A 17,691-nucleotide genomic window follows, 5' to 3' on the forward strand; every position below is an offset into this window, starting at 1 on the left:
CTCCTTTATGATTGCTCTAGCCATTGAAAACCAGGGGCAGAATCTAATTGAGTTCTTACCTGCTCCTGCTTTAATGGTTGTTTATATTTTCTGAATTTCTCACCTTGTTCTTTAGCTTGTTCGATTGTCTTTATTCCATTTTTCTTCCATTCGAATAAAATACGGTCAATATATCGAAAATTTAATTTTCCTGAAACAACTGCTTCTCTAAGTGCTGCAACAATCATTTTCGGTGAATGACCATCTTGGTCGATCCACATTGATAAAGTTTCCACTTCAATAGGCGAAAGCGGACGCGAAAATTCTTCTTCAAATCGCTTAAATAATTGTCCTTCTTCCTGTTGCTTGGACATTTCTGAATGTTGGATTTGTTCGCCTTTTAATACATCAATTAACTTTATCCATAAAGGCTCCAAAGTTAGCATCTCATAAATAATGCCATTGTCATCACATTGCTTCTCAATGGATACGAATTGATATTTTAATAACCTTCCTACCATATTTGAACACAATGACGACGATATATTCATTCGTTCACTAATTAAATCTGCAGTTGGAAATAGTTCCCCTTCATCAAGAAACGACTGAATATGCAGCAAAATGACTAATTCATCTTCTTTTAAATGAAGGTCTTTATAATGCTTTAATAATAGACTAGGCATTGTTATATAACGTTGAGTCGTCCACTTTTGTAATACTTTTTCGTTCATTAGCAAAACACCTCTTCACGTTATTATAACATGAGATTGAAGATCATTGACCCCCGAACTTTTTCAAGGTTATAAAAGAACTTTGAAAAAGGCTGACACTCTTTTGTTCAAGCCTCGAAAAACGCAGAAATGATTAAGGGTAAAGTCGATTTAGTAAACGTGGGAAAGGGATAGTTTCGCGCACGTGCTCTACACCAGCAATCCAAGCAACCGTTCTCTCCAGCCCTAATCCAAAACCAGAATGCGGAACAGAACCATACTGCCGTAGTTGTAAATACCAATGATAAGCCTCATTTGATAATTGATGTTTCTCGATATTTTTTCTTAATAATTCATATTGATGAATACGTTCAGACCCACCAATAATTTCCCCATATCCTTCTGGAGCAATTAAATCCGCACATAGTACAACCTCTTCACGGTTTGCGTCTGGCTGCATATAAAAAGGTTTTAATTGTGTTGGGTAATGTGTAATGAAAACAGGTTGATCATAATGTTTGGCAATGGCTGTTTCATGAGGAGCACCAAAGTCATCTCCCCATTTAATATCATTAAATCCGTTATCCGTTAAAAATAAAATGGCTTCATCGTACGTTATACGAGGAAAAGGTGCTTGGACTTTGGCAAGCTTATCTAAATCACGACCTAATACATGTAACTCTAACTGGCAATTCGCTAAAACAGATTTAACAATTATCGATACAAACTGTTCTTGTATTTCTAAATTTTCTTCAAACTGAACAAAAGCCATTTCAGGTTCAATCATCCAAAATTCGATTAAATGTCTTCGAGTTTTAGACTTTTCGGCACGAAAAGTCGGCCCAAACGAAAATACGCGACCCAACGCCATCGCGGCTGCCTCCATATACAATTGACCGCTTTGCGACAAGTAAGCTTCTTCATCAAAATAATTAGTCGCAAATAGCTCTGAAGTTCCTTCTGGTGCACTTCCAGTTAATATTGGAGGATCAACTTTAACAAAACCATTGTCATTAAAAAATTCATACGTAGCTCGAATGATTTCATTACGTATTTTCATAACCGCATGCTGGCGTTTCGAACGTAGCCATAAATGGCGATGGTCCATTAAAAATTCTGTACCATGCTCTTTCGGAGTAATCGGATAGCCCTCTGATTGATGAATAACATCGATAGACGTTACGGTTAATTCAAACCCAGACGGTGCTCGGTCATCCTCTCGAACGATTCCAGAAACATATAAAGAACTTTCTTGTGTGAGAGATTTCGCTTTTTGGAATAATTCTTCACCAACTTCAGCTTTAACTACTACACCTTGAATAAATCCAGTTCCATCACGTAATTGCAAAAATGCTATTTTACCACTTGAACGTTTATTAGCTAACCAAACGCCAATTGTCACTTCTTCATTAGAAAATTTCCCTATTTTTTTTATCGTTGTTTTCAATGTATACCCTCCAATTATAATCATCTACATTTATTATAACCATTCCCGTTCTCCTTCGAAAAGAAAAGTGAAAACAAAAAAAGAAAAGGTTTGATTCAACAGGTTCTTCTTACCCTTCTGAATCAAACCAAAAGCAAATACCATTAACTTAGACACACATTTATTTCGTATGATTGTTGATGAATCGTTCAAGTCGATTTAACGCTTCTTCTAATGCTTCAAATGATGTTGCATAAGATAAGCGAACATTATTTGGAGCACCAAACCCTGACCCAGGGACTAGCGCTACTTTCTCTTCTTCAAGAATAGCCGCTACCCATTCATCAACTGAATTAAATCCATTCATCTTAGCTGCTTCGCTAACATTTGGGAATAAATAAAAGGCTCCCTTTGGCTTTACACATGAGACACCAGGTATTTTCGTTAGCTTGTCATAAACGCCGTTAAGTCGTTCTTCAAAAGCAGCACGCATCGTTTCAACTGAGCCATCATCTTCTGTATAAGCAGCAATTGTTCCATACTGCGCATTTGTTGTTGGATTTGATGTACTATGACTTGCTAAATTGGTCATTGCTTTAATAACAGTCGTATCACCTGCCGCATAGCCAATTCGCCAGCCTGTCATAGAGTGTGATTTAGATACACCATTAATAACAATCGTTTGCTCTTGTAATTCAGTAGATAACTGAGCAATCGACGTATGCGTCGCACCGTCATATACTAACTTTTCATAAATCTCATCAGATACAATGAGGATGTTATGCTTCAAGCAAACTTCACCAATTGTTTTTAACTCTTCTTCATCATACATCGAGCCTGTCGGATTGCTAGGTGAGTTTAAAATAAACGCTTTTGTTTTATTTGTAATAGCTTTTTCAATTTGGTCAGCGGTTACTTTAAATTCATTGTCTTCATGACCTTCAATATAAACTGGCTTCCCTCCAGCAAGCTTCACTTGTTCTGGATAACTTACCCAATATGGAGTTGGTATGATGACTTCATCTCCCTCATCTAAAATCGCTTGAAATAAAGTGTAAAGTACATGTTTAGCACCAGAACCAACTAAAATATTACCAGCAGAATATTCCAAATGCTGATCTTTTTTAAATTTTCCGATTATTGCATTCTTAAGTGCTGGTAAACCTGCTGAAGGTGTATATTTCGTATGTCCTTCTTCCATCGATCGGACCGCTGCATTAATTATGTATTGTGGTGTGTTAAAATCTGGCTCACCTGCACCTAATCCGATTACATCATGACCTTGTTCTCGTAATTCTTTTGCCTTTGCTGTAATCGCTAATGTTGAAGATGGTGTTAACGTTGAAACTCTTTTTGCTAATTTCATGTTCTCGTCCCTCCCATTATATACTATACACTATAGAAGCTGATTCGCAATAATTCAAGTATGAATTCATTACAAGTCTGCCCTTAAAGAATATCGTTTCAATAATGAACCGTCGGCAAAATCCAAATAATAATAAGCTTGTCGTCCATTTTCATCCATAAAGGTAATTTCATACAAAGGTCGATTTCTTTCATATCCTAAGCGAATAGCCTGTAGCTGATTGATTGGTTCATGCTGCTCAACAATGGCAATGGCTTCGTCTTGTGTGATACCATCCTCTTCATTTGATTCATGGACAGACATGAAATCTTCTGAAACCCATACATATTTTAACTCGTCTTCATACAATCCTTTTGCAACATACACGACCTCTTGTCCATGGAAATAAGTCACTTCTTCAACCGAGTTAAGAAGTTGCTGATTGAGTACATATCTTTCTACCTGATTTAATTGATTCATTAAAGGTTCACGAATGGTGGTGTATGCATATATGCTACCCGATATTAAAAGGATTATTACGATTAAAAGAATAGTTATGACCCACTTTTTCATGGTCACACCTATGTTCGATAAATGGTAAAAACCATTTTATCATCATTTTTTTGATCAAGCGCTAAACCAAACATTAAATCCTGTTCCTTTAATGTACGATTTAATGAATCAACAATTTTGTATAAATCCGAAGTCCGTTTAACGGTTACCTTAGATAATACTTCCATTTTTTGTTCCATTCTCTTACCTCCATTGGTTAAAATTCAGCACGATATTTTTACCTTATCCGGTTATATTATTAGTAAGCAAAAGGGAGGTTAAAACATGTTTCAGAAACTCCATCACCCTTTAGCTAAGCAATATCAAGCAGAAAAACATCATATAGCATTAATTTGTCGTGAAGGTCGTAAGTGGGAAATGGCTTACCCAATTTCATTTAAACAACCACAATTACCTTCACATTTCACAAATAATAACCATTAAATGAAGCTTTGCCCACACCTTAAGCAGAGGTCAGATTCAGTTAGAGTCTGATCTTTTTTAGCTATGATGAATTCTATGATAGGCCATATTTGCATTATACATGATTTGTTCTTGATCAAGAGTGGTCAATTGACGATTTTTCACGAGTTGTTTTCCTTGCACGAAAACATCAGTTACATCAGAACCATTAGCCGCATAAATCAAATGAGAATAAACATGCTCGTTCGGCTGCAAGTGTGGTTCTTCATTCGTAAGTAAAATAAAATCAGCCTTGTAGCCTATCTGTATTTTACCCACCTTGTTTAAGGAAAGAGCTGTAGCACCATTCACAGTGGCGATTTTAAATGCCTCAAACGCCTTTAAAACGGTTGGGTCTTGATGAAGTCCTTTTTGTAGTAATACACCAATACGCAATTCTTCAAATAAATTCAATGTGTTATTAGATGCGACACTATCTGTTCCTAGCGCAACATTAACACCCTTTTTCATCATTTCGGCAATTTGAGCAAAGCCAGAGCCTAATTTTAAGTTGCTTTTAGGATTATAACTGACAGATACATCATACTCTGGCATTTGTTCAATTTGTTCTTCATTCATATGAACACAATGAGCAAATAACCACGGGACTTTATCCAATACACCCAATTGTTTTAAATGATCAAATGGGTGAACACCATATGATTCGATGTGATCATGGACTTCTTTACTAGTCTCTGCAAGATGCATATGTACAGGCAGTTGTAATAAACTTGCTTCTTCTACAATTCGTTCAATAAATAGCGGTGGACACGTATAAGGTGCATGAGGAGCCAGCATCATTTGCAAACGGCCGTCTGCATGATTGTGCCATTTTTTTGCTAATGATACGGCCTCAGTCAATTTTTCCTCTTGTTCTTCTCTTGAACAGAGACCAATCATTGACCTCATTAATGTAGCTCGAACGCCAATTTCTGAAAGCTGTTCTGCAAATTCGTCAATAAACAAGTGATACATTTCTAAAAATGTTGTCGTTCCTGACAGAAGCATTTCGGCAATAGCCATTTCGCGACCCGCTTTTATCGCCTCGAAATCTTGCTTTGCTTCAAATGGCCACATTTTCTCTTTCAACCATCTATGCAACGGTAAGTCATCCGAATGTCCACGAAGTAAAGCCATTCCGGTATGTCCATGTGTGTTAATAAGTCCTGGTGTCATCCATTTTCCATTAGCATCAATCACTTCATTTGCTGTTGCTTCTAGCTGTTTAGGAGGTATACCTTCTTTTATTTCGACGAACTGTCCTTCCTTAATAAAAGCATAACCATTGACAATCCCTAAATCTGCCATTGTTATGATTTTGGCATTTTTGATTAATTTAGTCATCATTATACGATTCCCCTTTTTACTTTAGGTCAGCAACGACTATAAATATGAGTCATGACTATGTAACAACCGATTAAATTCATCCTCATAAACAGGTACATTCGGTAATGACAGAATAAATTTCTTGCCATATCGAGTCGTCGTAATACGGCGATCAAACACAAACACAGCTCCTCTATCTGAAGTGGAACGAATTAAACGACCAAATCCTTGCTTGAAGCGAATGATTGCCTGAGGTAAGGAAATATCCATAAATGGATTTCCTCCTTCCTCCTTTACTTGATCGAATTGTGCTTGAATGAGTGGGTCATCTGGTGGAGAAAATGGCAGCCTAACAATGACTACGGTTGTAAGTTCGTCTCCGGGCAAATCAATGCCTTCCCAAAAGCTACTCGTTCCAAATAACATCGCATGATCACTTTGTTTAAACATTTTCATTAATTTTGCTCGACTTCCTGAAGTGACTCCTTGACCGATAATATGTAATAAATGGTCATTGTTCCATTTTCGAATATGGTCATATACAATTCGAAGCATTTCATAGGATGTAAATAGTACGAGAGTTTTTCCTTTCGTCTTCTCAGATAATTGCCACAGCTTTTTGGCAATTTCATATGAGAATTGGTCAGTTGTCACTTCTTTAATTGAAGGGATATCAGTCGGTATTAATAGTCGCGCCTGTTGATTATAATCAAAGGGAGATGGTATCACACACGTTTCTGGGGCGAAGTCCTCTAGTCCTAATCGTTTAATTTGATAAGAAAATGATCCATTAACTGCTAATGTAGCTGATGTTAAAATAACACTTTTTTTCTTTGCAAAAAAAAGATCTGCTAATGCAACGGATACATCTAGAGGTTTGCTGTAAAGATAAGTTGCATTCCTAGCTCCTCGTGGTTCAATTTCTGCCCAATAAACAACCGTAGGATCAAATTCAAGTAACAACTGATAAAGAGTGTCTTCTTCCTTTAGTAAGACTTCAAACCATTTTTCTAGCTCAGTAATAAAAGATTGATCGGAGTAATGTAAATGTTCATGATCATTATTTTCTAAAGGTTGTATCAGTTGCTTAAAAGCGATAGCTATTTCCTTTGCTACCATATGAACACGCATTGAACATTCTAACAGAGCTTGCCATTGTACTCCTGCCTCTTTAAAGCTAAAGTAACGATAACGATTTCGACCGACATCTGTAGCTGAGAGATGATTTTTCTTCTGTATGTATGAATATAAAATTCTAAATAACTCATCCACATCCTCTTTCATGTTCGTTAACAGAGTCAGAATTCGCTCAGTTGAACGAAAAGGTAGCTCGTTTCGCTTGAAGATTGCGCGTAAATGTTCAACCCAATTATGTTCTTGATCTGTCGACAATCGCTGAAAAATATGAGCGAATGCTACATAATCTGTTCGCTGTCCAAGGTGATTACTTGCAACTTCTTCCAAGTGGTGTGCCTCGTCTAATATGACGTGAGTATGCTGTGGCAAGATTCGTTGCTCATGCATTAAATCGGTACACAATAACGCATGATTTGTGACAACGATTTGTGCCTCCTGAGCAAGTCTTCGTGCACGATGGTAGAAGCACCTTGAAAACCAAGGGTTCGCTTTACCAATATCGCTACTGGCATCACTTTGAATCTCATACCATAACGATTTAGCACCGGTTGGAATCATAATCTCCTCAATATCACCTGTTGTTGTCTCTGTTAACCATACAAGTATCATACATTTCGTTAAGTTAATTTCATAGTTTGAATGCTCGACGGACAAACTATGTTCAAATTTGCGTAAACATAAGTAATGACTACGACCTTTCAGAAGAGCAATATGAATAGGAAATGGAACTAATCTTTTTAATATTGGTAAGTCACGCTGAAATAATTGCTCCTGAAGCGGAATCGTCTGTGTACTTACGATCACCGGTTGGTTGTGCTGTTTCGCATAGAAAAGTGCAGGTAGTAAGTAAGCTAATGACTTTCCAGTTCCAGTTCCTGCTTCAATTAGTTTATATTCATTTTGATTAAATGATTCATATACTTCCTGCATCATTAATTCTTGTCCTACACGGCGTTCAAATTGGCTCAAAGCCGTTTTCATTAACTCTGTATAATCAGAAACCATGTAGTCTTCATACGTCTTAAATGTATCATTATTTGATGCAGGTTGTTTTTCAACTTTTTTAATGGCTAACTGGCGGAAACAATCATATTCTGTTTCATTACGTTTAGTGAATTTTCTCTGATTGATACATTCCAATAAAATGGGTTCAACGTCACTTTTAAGCTTTCGTATCAATGGAATTAATTGTTGCAATGTTAAAATTGGAAGCTTTTTGCATCTTTTTATTATTTTTTGAAAGAGAGCAGCCGTTACACTAGCATCGCTGTCAGCCTGGTGAGGCCGATCATGAGAATAGCCGAGTTCTTCTGCCAATTCGCTTAGTTTATAGCTATTTTGCTGTGGTAAAAAGATCCGTGCTAACTCTACTGTATCTATGACTGGTATATTCGGAAAACAATAGCCTTCTAATTCTATTTGTTTCTTCAAAAAGCTTCGATCAAAATCAGCGTTATGCGCCACTAAGCAACAATCTTCAAGTAATTCTAAAATGGTTGGAATAACAGTACGAAATGATGGCGCATCTTGAATGTCATCTTCTGTTATTCCCGTTAATTCTTCAATAAAAGGTGGTATTTCTAATCCAGGTTGAACAAATGTTGAAAAAGTTTTGATGATTTCATCATTTGAACAAACAACAGCACCAATTTGAATAATGCGATCACCTTTTTCGACTGAATGACCTGTTGTTTCAAGGTCAATCACTACATAACGATCATACATACGTACACCTCAATTTCATCGATTCAACCATTGTACGTTGAATTCAGGAAAAGCTTTTGAAAGCCAATTAATTGATCTTCGTATTTCTTTGTCATCATCTTCCTTTTTAAGTAAATAGTGAAAGAATTTCCGAGACTGTTGAATGTCTCCGATAAGGGCATAATTCCAAGCAAGTCCATGATACACTTGAAACGTATACTCTTCTCTTTTCTGTGCTAATTCTAAGCAATGAATCGCAGCATAATGTAATCCATGCCACTCATACACAATGGAAAGGGCAATAAGCATCTGAAGTGATGGATTAATTTGTAGACATTCTGACCAATAAGATAGTGAGCGTTCATAATTGCCTAGCAATGAATCACAGCAGCCAAGTACAAAGTACATACCTTCTTCATTGTTATTCATTTCAATATAACTTAACGCATACTCTTTAGCTAGCGTATATTGTTTCATATAAAAATAACAGAGACTTAAATTATACACAACATCTAACGAAGAAATAAGTGAGTTTGCTCGTTCAAATTTCCCGATAGCTTCATCGAATTTTTTCATAGTTAAAGCGATATGTGCCTGACCCAAATAAGAAAAATGCTTAATGTGTGTGTGGTCACTAGACTGTACTAAATAAATAAAGACTTCTTGTGCTTGATCAATCAAGCCAATAAAATAATACGAATAGCCTAAATAAAGCCTACGTATATCATCTTCGTAGCCGTTAGCCTCTTCATTAGCTAATTGTTCAGCAGCCTCGATAAACATATTAAGAGAATAATAAGTTGTCCCTTTTGAGGAGTAAGCAGGTAACTCTTCTGCTAATTTCAGTTTTTCATTTAAATGATGTATTTTCTCATCAAGCTCAACCCACTGATCTAACAAATGAGCTGCTGTCTCCTCTAACAACTGTACGTATTTCAATTGCTTTTCCTTTGGGAGTAAATCCCATTTTATGTCTGAATGAACCATTCCATTGACTAATTGTTCTTTATCCATAAAAATCCCCCTCTTCATGCGAAACATCTATTTTAAGTGTTTATCGAAGAAGAAGGGAATATGCGCTATTATCGTATTGTTGATGCTAATTCAGTTCCTAACATTTCAACGATCTCATTGTTTTCATTCATAATGGCCACTTTAGGTTCATGACTTTGTGCCTGTTCATCGGACATAAGAGCATATGACAAGACAATAATAATGTCTCCTTCTTGAACAAGTCGAGCAGCGGCTCCATTTAAACACATCACTTTACTGCCACGCTCTCCCTTTATGACATATGTTTCGAACCTGGCACCGTTATTATTATTCACAATTTGCACCTTTTCATTTTCTAAAATGTTAACAGCATCCATAATATCTTCATCAATGGTAATACTACCAACATAGTTTAAATTAGCTTCTGTCACACGCGCGCGATGTATTTTTGATTTCATCATCGTTCTAAACATGTCGATTCTCCTCCTCAATATCAAAGATGTTATTGTCAATTAACCGTGCATTTTCATAACGATAAGCGACAGCTACAATGACTTTCCCTGACAACTTTTCCTGAATTTCAAGCTCTGGATAGGTCAGTATATCAACATAATCGATTTCACCCGTCCCATTTTCAAGGTGTTCTTTCACTCGTTTTATAACTTCTTTTCGGTTGAGAACCCCGTTTTTTATGGCGTTACAAGCCTGCTTGAGTGAATCATATATCATTGAAGCTTCTGCTCGCTCATTTTCTGAAAGATAAACATTTCTTGAGCTTTGAGCTAACCCATCACTTTCGCGTATCGTCGGACATTGAACAATTTCAACAGGAACATTAAAAGCTTGAACCATGTTCATGATAATCGCTACTTGCTGAGCATCTTTTTGTCCGAAATACGCTTTTGATGGCTGAACGAGATTAAATAATTTCATGACAACTGTGGCTACTCCATCAAAGTGGCCCGGTCTACTTTGACCACAAAGAACATCGGTCCCTTTGTGTACTTGGATCGACATAGGCATTTCATATGGATACATTTCAGAAACTTCTGGACAAAAAAGAATATCAACCCCAGCTTCTTTCGCGAGTAGCTCATCTCGCTCAAAGTTCCTTGGATATTGATCTAAATCCTCATTTGCTCCAAATTGAAGGGGGTTGACAAATATGCTAGCAATAACGTGATCGGTTTGCTTTCGAGCTTCCTTCATTAATGATAAATGACCACCATGTAAATAGCCCATTGTCGGAACGAGCCCAATTGTTTGATTAGATTTCTTTATATTTTCTATTTCACTTTTAAGTGAATCAATCGTCTTTAGAACTTTCATTTACTCCTCCATATAAGGCCTGTACTTGATCTTCTTCCATACTGAAGCTCTGAAGTTTATTAGGAAATTGACCAGCTTTCACCTCTTGTCGATAATGTACTAAAGCTTTATTTATAGGTGATGCTATATCCGTATATTGTTTGACAAATTTAGGCACATGTCCATAACCATAGCCAACTAAGTCATGATAAACCAGTACTTGCCCGTCAGTTTCTGCTCCAGCTCCGATACCAATAATCGGTATTTGGCATCTGTTCGCAAGTGCTTTACCTACTTCTTCAGGTACGCACTCAACGACAATGGCAAAAGCTCCTGCTTCTTCTAGCTGTGTTGCATCAGATATCAGCTTCTCTGCTTCTAATGCACTTTTCCCTTGAACACGATACCCACCGAGAACGCCAACAGACTGTGGAGTTAATCCTAAATGCCCAACAATAGGAATACCGGCATTTGTTAGCTTTCGAACTGTTTCGACAATTTCTCCAGCTCCTTCTAGCTTTAATGCATCACAACCACCTTGTTGCATAATTGTTCTAGCTAATTCTAACGTTTGCTGGAATTCTCCATGGTAGGATAAATATGGCATATCCGTAACAATAAATGTTTGAGTGGCACCTCTTTTAACGGCTTTTGTATGATGTAACATATCAGTGACTGTAACAGGAATCGTTGAATCGTATCCTAAGACGACCATTCCTAGAGAATCTCCAACGAGAATCATGTCCATTTCCGCTTCCTCCACTAGGTGAGCCGTTGGTGCATCATACGCTGTCATCATCGTTATTTTTTCATGCTTTTGTTTCATTTTCATAAACGTACTTGTCGTTTTCTTCATTATTATCCTCCTTCTAATCGTTAGAGGAGTTGTCATTAACACGAAAAATCCACTTCCAAATAAAGAAAGAGGACAAATACATGCTTAAATAAGCTATTTCGCGAAAATAGTCTTATCCATTACTCCTCTGTCCCAGTCAATCTTGATCAAGGCAGATTGATTTTTACTTTTTTATATCTCGAATAGGTGCAGTTTATGACTAATACCGCCCTTAGAGAATAGTATAACAAAAATTCTTTAAAATTCGATATCTGCAGAATAAATTTGATGCGTGACACCTGATTCATCTTCAATTAATAAAAAGCCTTCACTTGTAATGCCTTGTGCAAAGCCGTAGATAACTTCATTTGGTGTTCTAGCATAAAGGTGAGTACCGATGCTAATGGAATGAGTCTCCCACATTAATTTTATTTGCTCAAATCCATCCATAATATAGATTTTATACAATGACTCCAATTCGTTCAATACATATGCAATTAACTTGGCACGATGAACCTTATTTTCTGTTTCAATGAATAACGATGTCGTTTTATCTTTTAAATCTAAACGTAATTCGTCTTTCGTTTGATTAACATTTATACCGATTCCGATAACAACTGAGTGAACAAGATCAGGTTCTGATTGGATCTCAGTTAATATTCCGACTAATTTCTTTCCATTTACTAACACGTCATTAGGCCATTTAATGTCTGCTGAAAGACCTGTTAACTGTTTAATCGCCCTCACGATGGCTACAGCTGTTAGCAATGTAAGCTGTGGCGTTCTTTGTGGTGGTAGGTTAGGTTTCAAGATAAGACTCATTGAAACGCTTGTACCTGCAGGAGAGTGCCATGCGCGTGACATTCTCCCCTTCCCGTTTGTTTGCTCATTGGCAACAACAAGATGCCCTTCTTTTACTCCTTTTTGCAAAAGCTCATGAGCCACTTTCTGTGTGGATACAGTTGTAGAGAGATAGGTTTGTTCTTTAGCAAATGTATCTGTCGTTAAATTCAGCTTTATATCATGAGGCTGGATTTGTTCCCCTCTTTGGACTAAACGATATCCTTTTCTTGGAGCCGATTCAACTTCATATCCGCTTTTTCGCAAACTATCTATATGTTTCCAAATAGCGGTTCTAGAACAACCTAATAAGCGACTAATAAGTTCACCTGAGACGAACTGACCTTGTTTTTCTTCTAATAATTTTATAAGCGCTTCCTTCAAATGAACATTCTCCCTTCTAGCCACTTTAATAGTTGGCTCTTTTCATTTATACACTTTCTATTTATAACAGCTAACTCTGCTTGTCGTAAAGCGTCATTGATCCATCTTCCTGGACTTCTACCATTTTCCATCAAATCATGCCCGTTTATTGCTAGTTCACTTCGTCTATGGATCGGTAATGATTCCCATGTCTTTTCTAAACCCTCCCCACTCATAGTAGGCAATTGCATTTTTTTTCTTAATGTTTCAACATCAAGAACTACGGAAAGCGTTGCATCAAAAAGTGAGGTAGGATTCCACCTTTCTGTTTTTCTTTTTTCATACCACTCTAACCGTACCTTTACTTGCCGTCTCACTTCAGATGAAACGGCTAGTTTTCGTAAATACGAAGAAGAAGGTGGGTGATGCACTAATGAAAATGTCGACCATGTTAAGATGTCAGATTCCTTTTGACTTAGTGGTAGTGACATTAGGTGTTCAAGTTGATCTTTTGTTAAATGAAAGCCCGTCATATACCGATATAATTTGGATGATTGAATCAACTGTAATGCAACGAGCACATGTGGCCCTTGCAGCGTTTTTAACCATTCTTTCGCAAAACGTTCTGTAGCAACAAAACGAAGCATCGGAGCATGTGCATACACAGCCTGCTCCAATGCTTGATCAATTTGATAGCCTAGTTGACTCATAAAACGAGCTATTCTTAATAACCTAAGCGGGTCTTCCTCGATTCGTATTTCTGGATAGTATGAACGTAGCAGTTGATTCTTTAAATCAACCTGACCTTTGCATGGATCAATAATCTTTCCAGTAGCATCCATGGCCATACTATTGATTGTTAAGTCTCTTTTACTTAAATCTTCTTCAATTGAACAACCACGCATTGTCGTCATTTCATAATTTAGAGAGTCTACTCGAACAATAACCGTTTGATGAGCCGTATTCATCTGAAATGATTGTGGGTATAATTGTTGTATTTGTTCAGGTGTTGCACTAGTAACAATGTCGATATCAGAACAATTTTTCTTTAATAAATAATCACGGACAGCTCCACCGACAATATATGCTTCGAAGCCATTATGACTTAAGCGTTGTAATAGCTGTTTCGCCTTTCTAAAGAATGGATTGTCCATCATAACCTAATCACTCATTTCAATTTTTTAACATTTCATTGTATAATTGCTCATAATGACTAACGACTCTTTCAGAATGAAAAACTTGATGAACTCGTTTCACACTATTGCTTGAAAAGCGGTTATATTGATTATCATTTGTCAATAACGAAACGGCTTTCTCTACAACACAATCTATTTCACCAACTGGACAAACATAACCAGTTTCGCCATCAACAATGACTTCTGGTATGCCTCCAGCGTCACTTCCAATAACGGGAACTCCACAGGCCATAGCTTCCAATGCTACTAAGCCAAAACTTTCTTTTTCACTCAATAATAACATTAAATCACTCATTGATAGTAATTCAGCAATATGCTTTTGATTACCAAGAAATTGAACTCGATCTTCAATCCCTAATTGTTTTACAAGCTGCCTCACAACTGGTAAATCAGGACCGTTTCCAATTAAAAGAAGGGTTGATTTTACTTTAGCTTGAATTCCAGCAAAGCTTTTAACAACATCACATACACGTTTGACAGGTCTGAAGTTAGAAATATGAATAAGAACTTTTTCATCGTGACTTAACTCGTAATGTTTTCTTAAATGCTCAACCTCTTTTTTCGTATAAACTCGCTCATCGATAAAATTATAAACGGTTTCAATTTCCTTATTTGTTCGAACTAAGTCTTTCGTTTGTTCAACTAAATTGTTCGACACAGCTGTTACGCAATCAGACTTATCTATCGCAAATCTAATAATTTCTCTTAAAGATGGGTCATAGCCTAATACGGTAATATCTGTACCGTGTAAGGTCGTCATAATTTTTAACTTATTATCGATCATTTGCTTAGCTAGTATCGCGCAAATAGCATGAGGTACGGCATAATGTACATGGATGAGGTCTAATTGATTTCGTTTTGCAACTTCGGCCATTTTACTTGCTAATGTTAAATCATAAGGTGGATATTGAAACACAGAATATTGATTTACATCAACTTCATGGTAATAAATATTAGGGTACACACGATCAAGGCGAAAGGGGACACTTGATGTGATAAAATGAACCTCATGACCTCTTTCAGCTAATAGTTTACCTAGCTCAGTAGCTAATACGCCAGAACCTCCTACAGTTGGATAGCAACTGATTCCGATACGTAATTTCATTAATTCGCTCCCCTTTCAACGAGCAATTGATCTATGATAAGGGGCTTAGGTGTCATAAAGCCTTCTGCTGCATGAACACCGACTTCCTTTCCAAATAATTGATCTCTTGCTTCAACCGCAGTAATATAATCATTTGTAAGCGGTGTTTGAATTGAATTATTTTTAGTTGTAAATTGACTTTCATATGAAAGAAGTGCCTGCCTTTTTAACTTCTTTTCATTTGTAATATCAATGACAAAGTTTGGACGTTCATAGCCATTTATAAAATAATAAAATAGATCATCAGGTCGATAAGCCTCTCTGTTTTCATAGCAATGGTATTGTCGAATACCCGCATTAAAATAAGCTTCATTAATAATTCGACTACACTCACCGTGATCTGGATGGCGATCGATTTCAAATGGAGCAAATATCACTTTCGGTTGAAATTGACGTATGAGTGAAACAACTTTACCTAAATCCTCCTCGTTTATATATTTCAATCCACGATCGCGAAAAGAAAGCTGTATTCGCTTACATACCCCTAATTGTCTACTTGCTCTTTCTGCTTCATCTTGTCTTATTTGAACGGTTCCATTTGAAGATAGCTCCGCATATGTTAAGTTACAAATTCCAACTTTATATCCAGCCTTCGCATATTTAGCTAACGTCCCTCCCATCCCAATTTCAATATCATCAGGATGGGCTCCGAACGCTAATAAATCTAATTGAGTCATAATCGTTTGCCTATTCCTCTCTCCAAAGGAGATCGCCCCGTTCAAGGCCTTTAATTAGTACTTCAGCTGTCCCCAGATTTGTGGCAAGCGGGACATTTTGCAAATCACAGAGCCTTACTAAAGCAGTCACGTCAGGCTCATGTGGTTGAGCTGTTAGTGGATCACGGAAGAATAAAATAAGATCAAATTTATTTTCAGCCACTAGCGCGCCAATTTGCTGGTCTCCACCTAGTGGGCCTGATTTAAAACGAGTAACAGGCAATCCAGTGGCTTCCATGATTCTTGTTCCTGTTGTACCAGTAGCAAAAAGATCATGTTCTGAAAGAATTAATTTATAAGCAACTGCAAATTGAACCATATCATCTTTCTTCTTGTCGTGAGCAATCAAAGCAATTCTCATCCGGTTTCTCTCCCCTTTATTCAATGATCTGTTCTAAACCATATACAAGCGTATCAATCTTTAGTACAGTTTCAACCGCTAATTTCACACCAGGCATGAAAGATGCACGGTTAATAGAATCATGTCGTATCGTTAACGTTTGTCCTTCTCCTCCAAATATCACTTCTTGATGTGCAACTAACCCTGGCAGACGTACACTATGTATTCTCATCCCTTCAATGTCTCCACCTCTTGCACCAGTTAATTCTTCTGTTTCGTCTTCATGACCTTGCTTCTTTTCATCTCTCACCTCTGAAATAAGCTGAGCCGTTTTCAACGCTGTACCAGACGGTGCATCTAGCTTACGATCATGATGTCGTTCGATAATCTCGACATCCGCCATATATTTAGCTGCTAGCTGTGAGAACTTCATCATTAGTATAGCACCAATTGCAAAGTTTGGAGCTATTATTGCACCTATTCCTTTTGTTTCAGCTAATTGACGAAGTTCAACGATATCTTCTTCTGTGAATCCAGTTGTACCAACTACAGGACTTACTCCATATTGAAAAGCAATCTCCATATGCTTCTTACCAAATTGTGGTGCGGTTAAATCGATTAGCACATCGACATCATGCTCTTGAAAACATGTTTCCATATTTATAAAAATTGGGACATGGACAGTGGGAAAGTTGTCTAAATCAGATAGTTTTTTCCCTTCATGCTTCGAGTCAACTACTGCAACAAGATTAAATGTTGCCGTATTTTCTACAAGCTTGACGGCCTCTCTTCCCATATTACCTCTTGGTCCTGCAATAACAATATTAACGGTCTTCTCCATCTAAAGCACCCTCTTCATCAAATCTTGTCCAGCGATTTTGATCTCGTTCTTGAAATTTTTTCATCACAAGATCAAACGCTTCATCTAAATCAATATGTAAGGAATTGGCGAAACAAATAAGAACAAACAATAGATCACCCAATTCTTGTTCTAATGATTTTTCATCTTCTGTTTCTTTTTTTTGCTTTTCACCATAGTAGTGATTAACCTCACGAGCAAGCTCACCTACTTCTTCTGTCATACGTGCGAGCATCGCTAATGGTGAGAAATAGCCTTCTTTGAACTGTCCAATAAATTGATCAACTTCTTTTTGCATTTGCTTCATTGATTTATCCATACTCTCACATTCCTCCTTTCTACATGTTAGCGAATTGTTCTTAATTTGACAAATAGAAATTAGAAATTTGATATGACGTTATTGCTTTTCTATATCATACTGTAACAAATCTACATCAATAGTTAGGCTAGGAAGAA

The 17,691-nt window shown here is 37.0% G+C and carries 19 protein-coding genes; 1 reads left to right on the top strand and 18 read right to left on the bottom strand.

Translation table 11 applies throughout. From position 1 onward, the window contains the following. Nucleotides 1-5 precede the first annotated feature (5 nt). The 5 genes from MW695_RS11955 to MW695_RS11975 form a co-directional block, all read right to left on the bottom strand. On the bottom strand, nt 6-710 hold the full coding sequence (locus MW695_RS11955) for a DnaD domain-containing protein (protein WP_247105556.1): 705 nt from the start codon (nt 708-710) through the stop codon (nt 6-8). 133 nt (nt 711-843) lie between these two features. Beyond that, entirely contained in the window at nt 844-2,136 is a 1,293-nt protein-coding gene (gene asnS, locus MW695_RS11960; protein WP_247105557.1) for an asparagine--tRNA ligase, read from the bottom strand. A 160-nt stretch (nt 2,137-2,296) separates the two neighbouring features. Continuing rightward, complete coding sequence (locus tag MW695_RS11965; RefSeq protein WP_247105559.1) at nt 2,297-3,481, bottom strand: pyridoxal phosphate-dependent aminotransferase; 1,185 nt, start codon at nt 3,479-3,481, stop codon at nt 2,297-2,299. 69 nt (nt 3,482-3,550) lie between these two features. After that, nucleotides 3,551-3,940, bottom strand: coding sequence for a PepSY domain-containing protein (locus MW695_RS11970; RefSeq protein WP_247105560.1), 390 nt, complete (start codon nt 3,938-3,940; stop codon nt 3,551-3,553). 101 nt (nt 3,941-4,041) lie between these two features. Beyond that, nucleotides 4,042-4,212 carry a YpmA family protein gene (locus tag MW695_RS11975; RefSeq protein WP_247105562.1) on the bottom strand — a complete coding sequence of 57 codons (171 nt, stop codon included), beginning with the start codon at nt 4,210-4,212 and terminating at the stop codon, nt 4,042-4,044. Nucleotides 4,213-4,297: 85 nt separating this feature from the next. Between MW695_RS11975 and MW695_RS11980 the strand changes: the two genes are divergently transcribed. Further along, entirely contained in the window at nt 4,298-4,456 is a 159-nt protein-coding gene (locus MW695_RS11980; RefSeq protein WP_247105563.1) for a hypothetical protein, read from the top strand. Nucleotides 4,457-4,513: 57 nt separating this feature from the next. Here the strand turns inward: MW695_RS11980 and MW695_RS11985 are convergent, their stop codons facing one another. The 13 genes from MW695_RS11985 to MW695_RS12045 form a co-directional block, all read right to left on the bottom strand. Then, nucleotides 4,514-5,821: an amidohydrolase gene (locus tag MW695_RS11985; protein ID WP_306421154.1), complete on the bottom strand. Its 1,308-nt coding sequence runs from the start codon at nt 5,819-5,821 to the stop codon at nt 4,514-4,516. 36 nt (nt 5,822-5,857) lie between these two features. Continuing rightward, a complete protein-coding gene (dinG, locus tag MW695_RS11990; protein ID WP_247105565.1) occupies nt 5,858-8,662 on the bottom strand; it encodes an ATP-dependent DNA helicase DinG in 2,805 nt (934 codons plus the stop codon). A gap of 15 nt (nt 8,663-8,677) precedes the next feature. Beyond that, a complete protein-coding gene (locus MW695_RS11995) occupies nt 8,678-9,655 on the bottom strand; it encodes a tetratricopeptide repeat protein (RefSeq protein WP_247105566.1) in 978 nt (325 codons plus the stop codon). 68 nt (nt 9,656-9,723) lie between these two features. Continuing rightward, the gene (gene panD / locus MW695_RS12000) at nt 9,724-10,107 is read right to left on the bottom strand and encodes an aspartate 1-decarboxylase (RefSeq protein ID WP_247105567.1); all 384 of its coding nucleotides are present in this window, start codon (nt 10,105-10,107) and stop codon (nt 9,724-9,726) included. Then, nucleotides 10,100-10,963, bottom strand: a complete 864-nt coding sequence (panC, locus tag MW695_RS12005) for a pantoate--beta-alanine ligase (protein ID WP_247105569.1) — start codon at nt 10,961-10,963, stop codon at nt 10,100-10,102. The genes panD and panC overlap by 8 nt, the downstream gene beginning before the upstream one ends. Then, nucleotides 10,941-11,798 carry a 3-methyl-2-oxobutanoate hydroxymethyltransferase gene (gene panB, locus MW695_RS12010; protein WP_247105570.1) on the bottom strand — a complete coding sequence of 286 codons (858 nt, stop codon included), beginning with the start codon at nt 11,796-11,798 and terminating at the stop codon, nt 10,941-10,943. Before panB ends, panC begins: the two co-directional genes overlap by 23 nt. Nucleotides 11,799-12,035: 237 nt before the next feature. After that, nucleotides 12,036-13,001, bottom strand: a complete 966-nt coding sequence (locus MW695_RS12015) for a biotin--[acetyl-CoA-carboxylase] ligase (RefSeq protein WP_247105572.1) — start codon at nt 12,999-13,001, stop codon at nt 12,036-12,038. Further along, nucleotides 12,998-14,137 (bottom strand): CCA tRNA nucleotidyltransferase, encoded by a 1,140-nt coding sequence (locus tag MW695_RS12020; RefSeq protein WP_247105573.1) that lies wholly within the window; start codon nt 14,135-14,137, stop codon nt 12,998-13,000. The genes MW695_RS12015 and MW695_RS12020 overlap by 4 nt, the downstream gene beginning before the upstream one ends. A 16-nt stretch (nt 14,138-14,153) precedes the next feature. Continuing rightward, on the bottom strand, nt 14,154-15,281 hold the full coding sequence (bshA, locus tag MW695_RS12025) for an N-acetyl-alpha-D-glucosaminyl L-malate synthase BshA (RefSeq protein WP_247105575.1): 1,128 nt from the start codon (nt 15,279-15,281) through the stop codon (nt 14,154-14,156). After that, nucleotides 15,281-15,997, bottom strand: a complete 717-nt coding sequence (gene bshB1 / locus MW695_RS12030; RefSeq protein WP_247105577.1) for a bacillithiol biosynthesis deacetylase BshB1 — start codon at nt 15,995-15,997, stop codon at nt 15,281-15,283. The genes bshA and bshB1 overlap by 1 nt, the downstream gene beginning before the upstream one ends. A gap of 10 nt (nt 15,998-16,007) precedes the next feature. Next, entirely contained in the window at nt 16,008-16,397 is a 390-nt protein-coding gene (gene mgsA, locus MW695_RS12035) for a methylglyoxal synthase (protein ID WP_247105578.1), read from the bottom strand. A 16-nt stretch (nt 16,398-16,413) separates the two neighbouring features. Next, the gene (gene dapB / locus MW695_RS12040) at nt 16,414-17,217 is read right to left on the bottom strand and encodes a 4-hydroxy-tetrahydrodipicolinate reductase (protein ID WP_247105580.1); all 804 of its coding nucleotides are present in this window, start codon (nt 17,215-17,217) and stop codon (nt 16,414-16,416) included. Continuing rightward, a complete protein-coding gene (locus MW695_RS12045) occupies nt 17,201-17,554 on the bottom strand; it encodes a nucleotide pyrophosphohydrolase (protein ID WP_247105581.1) in 354 nt (117 codons plus the stop codon). Before MW695_RS12045 ends, dapB begins: the two co-directional genes overlap by 17 nt. Between the last annotated feature and the right edge of the window lie 137 nt (nt 17,555-17,691).

The organism is Halalkalibacter sp. APA_J-10(15), from assembly GCF_023017105.1.
Lineage (GTDB): Bacteria > Bacillota > Bacilli > Bacillales > Bacillaceae_D > Halalkalibacter.

What these genes read in the sequence shown, in the direction of transcription:
- bshA (WP_247105575.1), bottom strand. Translation starts at nt 15,281, where the DNA reads ATGAAATTACGTATCGGAATCAGTTGCTATCCAACTGTAGGAGGTTCT.
- MW695_RS11985 (WP_306421154.1), bottom strand. Translation starts at nt 5,821, where the DNA reads ATGATGACTAAATTAATCAAAAATGCCAAAATCATAACAATGGCAGAT.
- MW695_RS11980 (WP_247105563.1), top strand. Translation starts at nt 4,298, where the DNA reads ATGTTTCAGAAACTCCATCACCCTTTAGCTAAGCAATATCAAGCAGAA.
- MW695_RS12045 (WP_247105581.1), bottom strand. Translation starts at nt 17,554, where the DNA reads ATGGATAAATCAATGAAGCAAATGCAAAAAGAAGTTGATCAATTTATT.
- MW695_RS12020 (WP_247105573.1), bottom strand. Translation starts at nt 14,137, where the DNA reads ATGATGGACAATCCATTCTTTAGAAAGGCGAAACAGCTATTACAACGC.
- dapB (WP_247105580.1), bottom strand. Translation starts at nt 17,217, where the DNA reads ATGGAGAAGACCGTTAATATTGTTATTGCAGGACCAAGAGGTAATATG.
- MW695_RS11975 (WP_247105562.1), bottom strand. Translation starts at nt 4,212, where the DNA reads ATGGAACAAAAAATGGAAGTATTATCTAAGGTAACCGTTAAACGGACT.
- MW695_RS11995 (WP_247105566.1), bottom strand. Translation starts at nt 9,655, where the DNA reads ATGGATAAAGAACAATTAGTCAATGGAATGGTTCATTCAGACATAAAA.
- dinG (WP_247105565.1), bottom strand. Translation starts at nt 8,662, where the DNA reads ATGTATGATCGTTATGTAGTGATTGACCTTGAAACAACAGGTCATTCA.
- panB (WP_247105570.1), bottom strand. Translation starts at nt 11,798, where the DNA reads ATGAAGAAAACGACAAGTACGTTTATGAAAATGAAACAAAAGCATGAA.
- MW695_RS11970 (WP_247105560.1), bottom strand. Translation starts at nt 3,940, where the DNA reads ATGAATCAATTAAATCAGGTAGAAAGATATGTACTCAATCAGCAACTT.
- panD (WP_247105567.1), bottom strand. Translation starts at nt 10,107, where the DNA reads ATGTTTAGAACGATGATGAAATCAAAAATACATCGCGCGCGTGTGACA.
- MW695_RS11965 (WP_247105559.1), bottom strand. Translation starts at nt 3,481, where the DNA reads ATGAAATTAGCAAAAAGAGTTTCAACGTTAACACCATCTTCAACATTA.
- bshB1 (WP_247105577.1), bottom strand. Translation starts at nt 15,997, where the DNA reads ATGACTCAATTAGATTTATTAGCGTTCGGAGCCCATCCTGATGATATT.
- mgsA (WP_247105578.1), bottom strand. Translation starts at nt 16,397, where the DNA reads ATGAGAATTGCTTTGATTGCTCACGACAAGAAGAAAGATGATATGGTT.
- panC (WP_247105569.1), bottom strand. Translation starts at nt 10,963, where the DNA reads ATGAAAGTTCTAAAGACGATTGATTCACTTAAAAGTGAAATAGAAAAT.
- MW695_RS11955 (WP_247105556.1), bottom strand. Translation starts at nt 710, where the DNA reads ATGAACGAAAAAGTATTACAAAAGTGGACGACTCAACGTTATATAACA.